This is a genomic window from Rubinisphaera margarita, assembly GCF_022267515.1.
In the GTDB taxonomy this organism is placed as follows: domain Bacteria; phylum Planctomycetota; class Planctomycetia; order Planctomycetales; family Planctomycetaceae; genus Rubinisphaera; species Rubinisphaera margarita.
On sequence record NZ_JAKFGB010000014.1, the window covers coordinates 492,640 to 505,045 of the forward strand.

Genomic DNA, 12,406 nt, shown 5'->3' on the forward strand with positions numbered 1-12,406 from the left:
CTTTCTTCGTTGAGGCACGGTGTACCTGCAATTAGCTCTTTCTTCCCTCTGGCCGCGATGCATCGTTAATCTTGGCTTCAGATCGTCCGCACGCTCTCGTCGGGCATTAAATTGACCACCGTTCCGGCAGACGGTACTCTGAGTACAGACTGTGGGGAAGTAGGGGGTTTAGACATCTTGCCTGAGTGGTTTTATGAATCTTCAAACGATTTCGGTTTCAAATTACCGAAGCATCACTACAGCTAAGAAGATCCGGCTGGACAGGACTACTGTCTTGATCGGTCCCAACAATGAGGGAAAGTCAAATATTCTTAGAGCATTGGTCCTGGCCATGACTGCGCTTACCCGGGGGCGCGTGGTGTCCGGGTCGGGTAGATTCAGAAGGGTCGGCTACAACGTCCAAGGCTATAAGTGGGAAATGGACTTCCCAATCAATAAGCAGGCCAAACAGCCGAAGGGCGAAACCGAGATCATTCTCGAGTTCAAACTGGAAGACGCTGAGTACGCTGAGTTCCAGAAAGAGGTGAAGAGCAAAATTACTGGATTGCTTCCCCTAAAGCTCCAAATCGGCAAGGCCGGAGTCACAGTGACTTTTCACAAGAAAGGACGTGGTGCAGCAACTCTCTCGAAGAAGTCATCGAAGATAGCAGAGTTTGTTTCCAACCGAATTGAGTTTGAACATATTCCTGCTGTTCGTACGGCGGAATCGGCGCAAGATATTGTATATGAACTTGTTAGTCGGTCGCTCGAGGCGCTTGAGCAAGATCCTGTTTACATCGAAGCGCTTAACACCGTGGCAAGCCTTCAGAATCCAATCTTGGATTCCCTCTCAGATAATATCCACAATACGCTACACCAGTTTTTACCTCAGGTGAAAAAAGTTGAAATTAAGATGCCAGAAGAGCTACGATTTCGAGCCTTCCGTCGAGGCGTAACCGTCTCGGTTGACGATGGCACCTTGACTCCTTTGGAATACAAAGGCGATGGCGTCCAGTCTCTGGCAGCCTTAGCAATGATTCGTCACGCTTCCACTCACGCTGGAAAGGGGAAGAGTTTCGTAATTGCAATTGAAGAGCCTGAGTCCCACCTTCATCCGAAGGCGATTCATGAACTTAAGGAGGTTATCGACGATCTCGGGAAGCAGCACCAAGTCATCATCACGTCGCACAATCCACTTTTTGTTGATCGACGCGTTCTCACCAGCAACATCATCGTTAACAATAAAAAAGCCCAAGCGGCTACTAACGTGGAAGAGATTCGCAATATTCTTGGGGTGAGAGCGTCTGATAACCTAAGAAACGCTGAGATGGTGTTGGTTGTCGAGGGTGAGGATGATGTTTCTTCGATTCGGGCAATTTTGGGGGCCCGATCTACATACCTGACAAAGTGTTTTGATAATGGATCGCTCGCTCTCGATTCACTGGGAGGCGGTACGAACTTGCGGTATAAGCTTAGCTTGTTGCGAGATTCGATTTGTCTCTATCACGTGTTCCTGGATTACGATAAATGCGGCCAAGAGTCATACGACGCGGCGAAACGCGCCGGGCTTCTTGAAGATGGTCAGATTAACTTTGCGCGCGCATCTGGCCGGACAGAGAGCGAGCTTGAAGATCTCGTTGATGTAGGTGTATATAAGGGGGCTATCGAAGCCAAGTATCGGATTTCACTCGATAACCCAAGGTTTAAGGGAAGGAAGAAGTGGTCAGACAGGATCAAGGATGTGTTTGTTGCTCATGGGAAGCCTTGGAGTAACGAAACAAAGAACGATGTCAAAAACCTTGTTGCTGAACAGATTTCTGCCGATCCGTCGAACGCGATAAGCGCGATAAACGATACAGTCGTCGACGGCTTGACTTCGGCGCTTGAAGGTAGGCTACAAGAGAAGGAAAAAGCCCAACAGGACGCTTCATGCAGCGCGTAAGCACCTGTCAAAGCTGTGTTTTAGGCCTATTGTGAATGATGATTCGCGACATACACCAACTGCGGGAAGCGCCCCCTTACGGCATTGTAGCGGTTGAGGGTCTCGCCACCGCTGAGGCGGCGTTCCAGACTGCTGCAAAGTATGTACCATATTGCCCCGAACATCTCGACGTATGGTCGCCGCAATTCGCGCAGATCATTTTGGAGTGTGCCAGCCAGGTTGATTCGCTTTGGAAGGCCGTTGAGAAGACTGAGAACCCGTCGTCTTCTACCGACAAACTCACGATTAAGAATCACTGGGACCGCTACCGGGATTCCGTCTCACCACAGAAGGTCATCTTTTTCGGAGGACCGAATCCAGCAGTTATCTCCCCTTTCGACGTCTGGAGTGACACCACCTTTCAATCTCCTGATTGGTGGCAGGCGTACAACAAACTCAAGCACGACAGGTTTACATATCAAGCGGAAGCGACAATGTCCAATGCTTTGCGTTCGATTGCGGGCCTGTTTCTCGCGATCGTCTACTGCGGCGTGTGTGACCTAGCGTTGATCTCCGCTCAAATGCTCGACACTTCCAAGCATGGTTACAACCCTTGGGCGTTCACTAAATCGGGCTTTTTGCGTGATGTTCCGTTTATGTGTCGCACGATAATTGATACTCGTCTTTTTGCTCACCCGCTTGGTGTATTTGGTGTATCGGAATGCACACTTTCGAACTGGTGGGACAGTCATAGTCCAAGGTTCAATATTTGGTGGGCGTTAAATGCTGTGAAGTACACCGTCGGCGTTACCGGCAAGTAGATAAAGGATGTGACATCCGCTGTCCGGAATTGATGCTCTTGTGAACCGTAGCGTGGTCTCATAGATTGGAGCGATGTCTGCTTGGTCAGTGACCGGGACAAAGCGCCGCGATCCGTCTACCCGGCAGGGGGCCACTGGCTTTGCCAGTTCGAGCGTTTATCCACCCGAGACCATTCAAGAATCTCATCTCACCGTCTGGCCTGTTTTCGATCGTTGACGCCGTATGAGCATTGAAGCCTTCGTGATGAACTACCGGAATGGCGATGTCCATCCGCTGCCGTTCGAGGACATTCGTGCGATCTTCGACACGCCGGGCACAACCTGGAATGCGGATCACAATTATTTGAACGTTCGGTTCTCCGATCCCGACGACTATGTGGACATCTTCTGCGGTTGCGATGCTCCCTCGATCGGCTCGGTGAAAGGGCTCACGATCGCTCGACCCATTCGTCACGACGATTTTCTGAGCCGCATGTTCCAACTGCTCCAGCTCGACAACGTCATGATCTTCTACTCCGATGAAACAACACCGATCTTCCATCGGACATCCGACCGTTCGGCCTACCCCGACGATCTACTCGCCGAGTTGGGGACTCCAAGGTATGCTGAGTCTCCAGACGATTTGCTGCACCAGACGTGAGATGAAACGTCGGGGGCACAATCGTGTGTCCCGGAGTATGGGAACCGGGCGGTTCGGCAATGGAGATAATTACCTGCACCGTGTGACGCCCGAAGTTGGGCACGGAGGAAACCTCCCGCAATGAGCATGATCTACGTCATCCAACAGGCGTCGGAGGATACGATCGGAAAACTGCATGAGACTCCCCGCCTGATCTATTCATTTGTTGGCGGAGAAGTACCGGAGCCACGATCTCACGGGTTCTTCGCCAGGCTACTGGGAGCCAGGTATCACCGTCCTGTTTCAAGTGCACCGGTCACGTTCGAAACTGTCGACGAGATTTGCGACCTCGACAAGGCATGGCACGGCCTGCACTTTCTACTCACCGGATTGGATTGGGAAGGAGATCCGCCGGCCGCATTTCTCCTCAACTGGGGAACGGAGATCGGCAACGTCGACCTTGGATACGGACCGGCTCGCTCGTTCACCCCTGGAGAAACGGGCCAGATCCACGAATTTTTGCAGCGCACTGATGTCACGACACTTCGTTCACGATTCGACGCGACGACGATGATGGATTTGGATATCTACCCGTCAATATGGGATCGTGATCCGACGGAAGATTCCCTTGGATACTTACTCGAATTTTTCGAAGCCCTCCGGCGGTACGTTTCCAGCGCATTCGTTCGACGCTACGGCTTGATCGTACACCTTGGATAACTGTTTGCAGTCCCGCGCCCGCAGGGTGGCACGGGCTCTGCCGGTGCGAACGTTTCCAGCGTTCCGGACCGGCAGGCGGTCAGGCCGCAATGCGGCCGGCTTAACTCTATTATTTTGAACCACCTCTTCGCAGGCCCTGCAAGGACTATGGCCGGGCTGTGATACCGAGAAGTTAGAAAGTGATCCCCAGTATGTTCCGACGACTGTTCAACGGCTTCTTCAGCAAATCGGCACCCGACGGGCCGCGAGGTTCGGCGTCGATGACACTTGAAGAACAACTGAATAAGCTTGCGGCTTGCGGAATTCGACTGAACGATGGCGTGACCGTTGATGACCTTCTCTACTCATTTGACCGGGAAGCGTACGAGGAGAAGCCGTTTGACCTGGTGCTGTTCATCCTGGGAGCCGAGGTGGAACGCGAGCCATGGGAACGCCCGTTTTGCTCTCGCGTCTGGGCCTTTGATCCGGAGTGCATTGAGGGAACCGGAGATTATGTCCGGATCGTCAAGCGGCTCTGCGAGGTCGCCGGTCAGCCGGACCTGATGACCGATGTCTCCGACTCGGTGGATTTGGAGACTGGCGAGGCCTGGCTCAAGTACACGATCGATGGCCGCCATCGAGAGTGGCCGGTGGAAGTCAACGATGACTGGGCCGACATGATGACCCTGTCCTATGTGATGGATGACATCGAGCGGGATGGCTGCCGGTTCTATTCAAAGGAGAACGGCCAGGGGATGATTCTGTACTACCTGGACGCCGCCACTGCGGACGAGATCAACAAGCTGTCGAACAACAGCCTGAACCCGGTTGTCGCAAGCTGACGTGTGATTTACGTCGCGGGAGTGAGTGGTTTCGGGTTTAATGCACGCATTCGCCCGGGCACTGAGACGAAGGACTTCCGTTCCTGTCCGGATACGGCCACGGTTTGCCGTCAATTTAAGAGCGTCCTGGCGAACCAGGAGTTGCAGCTATGTCGGACGAGAAGACCCCGCCTAAATTCTTGAGATTTCACCATGTTGCACTGGGCATCGTTGTGTTCGGCATCTTCGCTTTCTCGTGCGGCGGCTGTTGGTTGCTCGTTGGTCGGTCCGAGCATTTGGCGACATTCACGACCGGTTCGTACACGATAAACGTTTACGCCGAGGCTCCATTTCATTATGAACCGCCGGGATACATCTATTTCGAACTCAAACAATGGGGGCAAACTCGTATTCCCAAACGTTGTTTCATGGGCATTGGTCCCGAAAGAAAACCGGGCCAGGAGTTCAGACTCATCACTACCGACGACGGCGAGATTGCAGCCTTAGTTCTCAATAATGACATCCAGCTGATTCATGAGTTTTCGTCCGGATTCACATGGCCAGGACCTTACACCAACGTCACTGAGCCGCAGTGGCAAACTGCGGAATTGATGCTGCAACGACTCCGGCGAAGCAATCCTGGTGTAAGCTGTTCACGCCAACGGGAGTATCGAAGGGAACTTGATCACTTCCGCTAAATGAGGCCGAACAATCGCGCACACGCGAGCGGCAGAGGGGGCTGGCCGACATTCACGCTGGCGTGGCGAGCAACCGTACGTCCAATAAGCAGCCTGACGGCTGAGCGGTCAGGCTGCTTGTTCATTTTCTCGGGCTCATTAGGTCCGCTCGACTTCTTCCGGCACGGCTAACACGTGGCCGGATTCGGTCCAGGCTTTGGCGCCGCCTTCGTAGTCGTAGACCGTTTCGAAGCCTGCTCTTTCGAGTTTCTCGGCTCCCCTGGTTGAGGAGTTGCATTGCTGGCTGGCGCAATAGACGACGATCGGCTTGTCTTTGCCGCCGGCGGTGGATTCGACTTTGTCGGCGAAGTCGGCGTCGCTCTGGGGAATGTTCACCGAGCCGGGGATTTCGGTTTTGGCGAAATCCTCTTCGGACAGGGTGTTCACGAGCAGGAAATCGTCGTTGTTGTCGATCATGCGCTCCAGCTGCGTTGTTTCGAGCGATTGCATGGGTTCTCTCCTTCTTCAAGTTCTGCGCAGCCGCGATTGGTCAACCGCGGCGTTGCGTTCGATTTCAGGAATTAACCCGCAAGCGGCATGCCTAACGGAGAGAAAGTGGCCCGCTTACGGGGCTTCATCCAGCCAGCGGAGCAGGAGAATGGTGACGTCATCGACTGGACGGACATTAGCGCAGAAGCGGGTGACGTCGGTGTAGAGCAGGTCGGCGATTTCGTGGACGTCGCGTTCGTGCTCGACGCAGATCAGATCGAGCAGACGCTGGATGCCGTACTGTTCCCCGGAAGGCGACATCGCTTCGGTGATGCCGTCGGTCACGATGAGGACGGTATCTCCCCGATGCAGTCGCGAGGTGTGCGTCACGCCGATTTCGTTCTGCCGCGTCATTCCGACCGGCAGGCCGTTGGAATCGAGGACTTCGACCTTGCCGTTGGCACGAATGAGAAAGCCCTGATGGCCAGCGGCCGCGTACTCGAAGCCCGCGAGGCTGGTATCGATCGCGCCGACGAACATGGTGACGAAGCGACGATGCTTGGTGTCCTCGACGAGCGACTCGTTGAGGCGTTTCATAATGTCGGCCAGATCGGAGTGCGACGCGGCGTAGGCCCGCAGATAAGCGCGGGTTTGAGCGGCGAGCAATGAGGCGGCCAGATCGTGCCCGCTGACATCGCTGACGACGAACCCGAAGCGGCCGTCGGCCAGTTCGAAATAGTCGTAGAAATCACCCCCGACGGCTTCGGAAGCAAACGAGACGCCAGCGGCGTCGATGCCGGGGACTTCCGGATGATCGGCTGGGAGGAGGCTTTCGGCGATTTGACGAGCGGCGTCGAGTTTGGAGGCGGTCTTTTCCAGTTCGATCTCGGCTCGGTAGGCGTTCTTGTAATCGAGCAGCAGCCCGATCAGCGGCGTGCAGTAGGCGATGATCTTCAGCAGGTAGGCATTGAAGAAGTTGGCATCGAACAGCTCCCGCGAACCGAGTCCGGCGACCAGATGCAGCAGCGTCGCGGGCAGAGCACACCACATCAGGCTGTGCGAAAAGATGTTCGGATACTTCCGGTAGAACTTCGGCAACAGGATGGAGCCGAGAACGATCCAGAAGAGAAGCGGAATCGATTCCCAGGGGCGCGGGACCCACAGTTCTGGATAGAGCGCATCGGGAACCGGAAAGGCGATCGCGAGCACCTGGATAATCAGATAGGCGAGCAGCCCGAACAGTCCGGCCATCACGAACAGAATGCGCGTTTCGCCTCGCGGCTCGGGATGGCTGGGGGGCCGCTTGCGAATGAGAAACGGCAGCGTGCCCGCCGCGAGGATGGCGACGTTAAACGTTCTCGAAGCCGCCCAGGTGAAGGGAAGGAAGTTATTCAGATTCTCGACCCCGGGGATGATGCCATCGGCCGCGAGAATGTTGCAGGCATCGAGCATTCCGGAGAAGAAGAGAGCGGTGCCGATAATCGGCGTCGTGACATCGTGCTTGAGCCGAAAGTGGACGAACGACAGAACGCCGGTCATCAGAGCGATGCAGACAGCCGTCCACTCCAGAATCGTGTGTAACGCGCGGCCGATCAGATACTGCTGGACGACATATGCGGTGACATTCTCCTGGCCGATTGCACGGGCCTGCAGGTTCGTCTGCGAATAGTCGACTCCCCAGCCGAGAAGCCACATGAGCGTGGGGACCGCCGTCGCAATGACGATGGCCCAGATCATGGTGGTCGGAAGTCGGTTCGGCTTCATGAGATCCTTCGCTGCTGTTCGTTCGGTCTCAGGAACGAGATGACAGGGTTTCTCTCATTCTAAACCATTCGGGCAGTTTCAGGAGTCGAGAATCTTCAGGAGCGGACTGTGCGGACGACGCGATGGAAATGCAGTTCCACTTCGCGATCGACGACGCGGCGCACGGCTTCGACCAGACAGGTCGGCTCGTTGTCCGATTCTCCCTGACGAATGATGTCATTCAAGGGCGTTCCGGGCAGAACGGTGAACGCAGTCTGATTGATGATCTGATTGCCGGCGTCGAGTTCGGGAACGATGAAGTGAGCCGTCGCTCCGTAGGTGAGCATGTGATGGCTGTAGGCATCGTGGTACGGCCGGAATCCCGGGAACGAGGGAAGCAGGCCATGATGCAGATTGATGATGCGTCCGCCGGCGAATTCCCAGCAGAGCCGCGGGGGGAGAATCTGCATGTAGCGGGCGAGAATGATGTAGTCGACTTCGTACTTGTCGAGGATCTCGACGAACTTGTCGTTATCGGGCTTGCCGTTGTCATCGCCGATGCTCTCCCAGGGAACCTCGAACTGCTCGGCGACGTTGCGACAGGCTTCGCGGTTCCCCAGCATGACGGCTGCCTGCGCTTTGAGGCGACCGTCGCGAATGTTGCGGAGCAGGGCGAGCGAGATCTCGGGGCGATACGTGGTGCAGATCGCCAGGCGGGGCGGTCGCTGGTGTTCATCGCGGGCCCAGGTGCGAATCGAGAGTCCTTTGAGGCGGCCGATTTCGTCGAGGCGCTTCCGGAGGACATCGACCGGTTCGACCTCGGTGGGCCAGTCGAGACGGAGCATCATGGCGAACAGATGCTCGGAATCGCGGTCGTACATCTGGATTTCGTAGATGTTCGCCCCGGCTCCGGTCACGTAGTGGACGATGGGATCGGCGAGCCCTCGATTATCAGGTCCAACAGCCGTTATAGTCACTTGCATGATGTAGCCGTTATTTGCTCGGGAATGACCTGGAATTCATTCCGACGATCATAGGAGATTCAGGATGTCACTGGAAACGATCTGGGCGCCATGGCGATTGTCCTACGTGGCGAAGGACGAGCCGGCGGAAAAAAAGTCTACCACCCCACCGGGCGAGAAACCGTGCTTTCTTTGTCAGTATCGGGAATCTCCCGCCGACGATGCCGAAAACTTCGTGTTACTCCGGGGAGAGAAGACATTCGTGGTCTTCAATCGCTACCCCTACAACAACGGGCACCTGCTGATTGCCCCCCAGCAGCATCTGGGCGATATTGAAGAGATTCCGGTCGACGTCCAGGCGGAGTGTCAGGCGATGCTGGTCAAAATGACGAAGCTCCTGCGGAGCGTGATTAATCCCGATGGCTTCAATGTCGGGCTGAATCTCGGTCACGTCGCCGGGGCAGGGCTCCCGGGGCATCTGCACTGGCATATTGTGCCCCGCTGGAACGGCGACACGAATTTCATGCCGGTTCTGGGCGATACGAAGGTGATTCCGCAATCGCTGGAAGCTCTGTACGCGGCTCTGAAAGAGAAGCTGGATGAAGACAAGTCGGGCCGGTGACTGCGTCATTCTCTGCCTCATTCCCGGTCGAAACGCGGCCCTGCGGGGGGATCTTTGTTGTCGAGTTGTGTCAAGTGTTCACTGGGCGTTGGCTCTCAAAACCATCAAAAAAGTCGACGCAAGCGACTCCATTGATATTTGAAAATCGGGCCGGTTTCCCATTTAACGGGAAAAATTCATCTCGTTACAATGGGCCCGTTCAAATCCCGCTGAGGAGACACCAATTCCAATGCTTGAAACCTTCCGACCACATCTGGCGCAGGTTCGCTGCTCCCTGAGTCCGATGGGCCGCCTGGCTGTCATTTTCGCACTCGCTCTGACGTTGCCCGGCTCACTGATGGCTGCAGAAGGCTGGACCGAATTCCGGGGACCTAACGGAACCGGTATCGCTCCCGAGGCCGATCCTCCCGAGACGTGGAGTGAATCGGAGAACGTTGCCTGGAAGACCGCCATTCACGGCAAAGGTTGGTCGTCGCCGGTCGTCGCCGATGGCAAGGTCTGGCTGACCACCGCCTCCGAAGACGGCAAGGAGATGTTCATCGTCTGCGTCGATGCCGAGAGTGGGAAGATTCTGCACGATAAGCTGCTGTTCACGAACGACGAACCGCGTGAGATTCACGTGACCAACAGCTATGCCTCCTGCACGCCGGTGATTGAAGGAGATCGGATCTATGTGCACTTTGGCAGCTACGGCACCTGCTGTCTGAATACCCAGACGCTGGAGAAGTACTGGGAACGCCGGGACTTCCCCTGCCATCACTGGCGCGGCCCGGGGTCGTCTCCGATCATCTACCAGAACATGCTTTTCGTTCACTACGACGGCTTCGACTACCAGTACATCGTGGCTCTCGACAAGCAGACCGGCGAAACGATCTGGAAGAAAGATCGTCCGGATCTGTTCGAGACCGACGACGGCGATCAGAAGAAAGCCTACGGGACGCCGGCCATTTTCGAGATCGGCGGGCAGGATGTCCTGATCAGCCCGTACGCCAAGGCGACGATGGCTTACGATCCTCAGACCGGGGAAGAACTCTGGTATGTCCGTTACGAACAGCATTCCACGGCAAACCGCCCGCTGTTTGACGGAAAATCGATCTTCATCGGTACCGGTTTCGGCAAAGGGAGTTTGATCGCGATCAATCCCGAGGGAGCAGAAGGCAATGTGACGGAGAGCCATGTCCGCTGGGAACAGAAGCGGACGATGCCTTCGAAGCCTTCGCAGCTGCTGATCGACGGTCGAATCTACACAATTGCCGATAAGATTGGACTTGCCTCTTGCCTCGACGCCTCGACCGGCGAACTATTGTGGCAGGAACGCATTGGAGGCACGTTCTCCGCTTCACCCATCTATGCAGGTGGGCATATTTACTTCTGCGACGAAGACGGAAAGACAACGGTCGTGGCTCCTGGAGAGACGCTGACGATCGTTGCGGAAAATCAGCTCGACCAGGGATGCATGGCGACGCCTGCCCCGGTCGGAAAGGCTCTTTTCCTGCGAACAAAAACAGATTTGTATCGCCTTCAGGCCACGCCCTGAGACGTCCACGGACAACGCCGAAACCCTCGAACCGACTCAGCGTACGGGCCTGTTTCGTTCGTTTCCTGCGAATGCGGTCATATCACACAACCCCGGATCAGAGAACACGTTCAGCACATCAACGGAGTGCATTGCCGTTCTCGCGTCCCCCTATTGAAGCCCTTCATCGGGCAGGAGTCTCTCTTTGAGATCTCGATCAATGTTCATGGGATTGTCCGTCCTCGCCCTGGCGACCGCCAGTGGTTGCGGCAAGGAAGATCCTCTCGCTCTTACAGGAACTTCGAATGCTTCGGAGGCGCGATCGTCCTCGAAAGCTGAGACGCCGAAGGAGCCTGCGCCCTCTCCCGGAACGGCCTCGTGGCCGCATTGGCGGGGGCCGGATCGGGATGCCATCTCGCGGGAAACGCTCGATCCGAGTGTCTTTCTCGGAATGCCGCCCATCGTCTGGCGGTACAACGTCGGCACCGGATACAGCGCTGTCAGTGTGGCCGACGGGCGGCTGTTCACAATGGGGCATCGCGAAGGGAACGAAGAAGAAACCGTCTGGTGCCTGGACGCGGCCACAGGCAAACTGCTCTGGCATCTGGCCTATCCCTGTGCCCTGCTCGATCACCTGCACAAAGGGGGACCGGGGGCGACGCCAACTGTCGACGGGAAGTACGTTTACGTCAACAGCCGCGAGGGGGAAGTCCGGAAGATCGAAGCTGAGACCGGGAAACTGGTCTGGATGTTCGACATCCGAGAGGAGCTGAATCTGCCGCTGCCGGAATGGGGACTGACCTGTTCGCCCGTGATTCGAGGCAACGAAGTCATTCTGGAAGCGGGAAGCATCTTCGCCATCGATAAGGAATCGGGCAAGCTGAAGTGGCAGACAACAGCTCATATGCCCGGATACGGCACTCCGGAACTGTTCGAGTTCAAGGGGCAGTCCTATGCGGCGGCTCTGAATAACGAGGGCGTGACGGTTGTCGATCTGAACAAGACCACGGAGGTCTGCTTCTATCCGTGGGAATCGCCGTACGATACGAATTCGACGACGCCGCTCTGGAAAGACGGCGAACTGTTCGTCTCGACCGGCTATAACGTCGGCTGCGGGGTTCTGGACTTCAACGGCAGCGAACTGTCGGTGCAGTGGCAGAACAAATCGATGCGGAATCACATGAATTCCTGCGTTCTGAAAGACGGCTGGCTCTACGGATTCGATGGGAACTCGCACAACCGCCGCACGGTGACACTGAACTGCGTGAACTGGGAGACCGGCGAAACGGCATGGACTGTTCGCGACCTGGGCTGCGGTGCGCTGATGGCGACCCAGGAGCATCTGATCATTCTGAGCGATCAGGGCGAACTGCTGCTGGCCGAAATGACTCCGGACGAGTTCCGGGAGCTCGGACGGCTCGAAGTTTTGGACGAACAGTGCTGGACCATGCCCGTTCTGTGCAATGGATTCGTCTACTGTCGCGGCGCGGACGGTGGACTGGCCTGTGTTGATCTGAACATTCAGGACTAAGGCGGT

The 12,406-nt window shown here is 56.1% G+C and carries 12 protein-coding genes; 9 read left to right on the forward strand and 3 right to left on the reverse strand.

Annotation, left to right across the window (positions count from 1 at the left end):
• The first annotated feature begins 193 nt into the window (after positions 1–193).
• The 6 genes from L1A08_RS14835 (at position 194) to L1A08_RS14860 (ending at position 5,558) form a co-directional block, all read left to right on the forward strand.
• The gene (locus L1A08_RS14835; RefSeq protein ID WP_238757225.1) at positions 194–1,921 is read left to right on the forward strand and encodes an ATP-dependent nuclease; all 1,728 of its coding nucleotides are present in this window, start codon (positions 194–196) and stop codon (positions 1,919–1,921) included.
• A 35-nt stretch (positions 1,922–1,956) separates the two neighbouring features.
• The gene (locus tag L1A08_RS14840; RefSeq protein WP_238757226.1) at positions 1,957–2,721 is read left to right on the forward strand and encodes a hypothetical protein; all 765 of its coding nucleotides are present in this window, start codon (positions 1,957–1,959) and stop codon (positions 2,719–2,721) included.
• 223 nt (positions 2,722–2,944) lie between these two features.
• Positions 2,945–3,361, forward strand: coding sequence for a hypothetical protein (locus L1A08_RS14845; protein ID WP_238757227.1), 417 nt, complete (start codon positions 2,945–2,947; stop codon positions 3,359–3,361).
• A 120-nt stretch (positions 3,362–3,481) separates the two neighbouring features.
• The gene (locus L1A08_RS14850; protein WP_238757228.1) at positions 3,482–4,060 is read left to right on the forward strand and encodes a YfbM family protein; all 579 of its coding nucleotides are present in this window, start codon (positions 3,482–3,484) and stop codon (positions 4,058–4,060) included.
• Positions 4,061–4,251: 191 nt separating this feature from the next.
• The gene (locus L1A08_RS14855; protein ID WP_238757229.1) at positions 4,252–4,881 is read left to right on the forward strand and encodes a hypothetical protein; all 630 of its coding nucleotides are present in this window, start codon (positions 4,252–4,254) and stop codon (positions 4,879–4,881) included.
• Between the two features lie 149 nt (positions 4,882–5,030).
• Entirely contained in the window at positions 5,031–5,558 is a 528-nt protein-coding gene (locus L1A08_RS14860) for a hypothetical protein (protein ID WP_238757230.1), read from the forward strand.
• 138 nt (positions 5,559–5,696) lie between these two features.
• Here the strand turns inward: L1A08_RS14860 and L1A08_RS14865 are convergent, their stop codons facing one another.
• The 3 genes from L1A08_RS14865 to L1A08_RS14875 all read right to left on the reverse strand — a co-directional run bounded on the left by L1A08_RS14865 (position 5,697) and on the right by L1A08_RS14875 (position 8,752).
• Positions 5,697–6,047 (reverse strand): rhodanese-like domain-containing protein, encoded by a 351-nt coding sequence (locus L1A08_RS14865; RefSeq protein WP_238757231.1) that lies wholly within the window; start codon positions 6,045–6,047, stop codon positions 5,697–5,699.
• 114 nt (positions 6,048–6,161) lie between these two features.
• Positions 6,162–7,790 carry a PP2C family protein-serine/threonine phosphatase gene (locus tag L1A08_RS14870; RefSeq protein ID WP_238757232.1) on the reverse strand — a complete coding sequence of 543 codons (1,629 nt, stop codon included), beginning with the start codon at positions 7,788–7,790 and terminating at the stop codon, positions 6,162–6,164.
• Positions 7,791–7,885: 95 nt separating this feature from the next.
• On the reverse strand, positions 7,886–8,752 hold the full coding sequence (locus L1A08_RS14875; RefSeq protein WP_238757233.1) for a formyltetrahydrofolate deformylase: 867 nt from the start codon (positions 8,750–8,752) through the stop codon (positions 7,886–7,888).
• Between the two features lie 64 nt (positions 8,753–8,816).
• On the opposite strand from L1A08_RS14875, the gene L1A08_RS14880 reads away from it, so the two are divergent.
• The 3 genes from L1A08_RS14880 (at position 8,817) to L1A08_RS14890 (ending at position 12,400) form a co-directional block, all read left to right on the forward strand.
• The gene (locus tag L1A08_RS14880) at positions 8,817–9,353 is read left to right on the forward strand and encodes an HIT family protein (RefSeq protein ID WP_238757234.1); all 537 of its coding nucleotides are present in this window, start codon (positions 8,817–8,819) and stop codon (positions 9,351–9,353) included.
• A 229-nt stretch (positions 9,354–9,582) separates the two neighbouring features.
• The gene (locus L1A08_RS14885) at positions 9,583–10,890 is read left to right on the forward strand and encodes an outer membrane protein assembly factor BamB family protein (protein WP_238757235.1); all 1,308 of its coding nucleotides are present in this window, start codon (positions 9,583–9,585) and stop codon (positions 10,888–10,890) included.
• A 184-nt stretch (positions 10,891–11,074) separates the two neighbouring features.
• Positions 11,075–12,400, forward strand: coding sequence for an outer membrane protein assembly factor BamB family protein (locus L1A08_RS14890; RefSeq protein ID WP_238757236.1), 1,326 nt, complete (start codon positions 11,075–11,077; stop codon positions 12,398–12,400).
• Positions 12,401–12,406 lie beyond the last annotated feature (6 nt).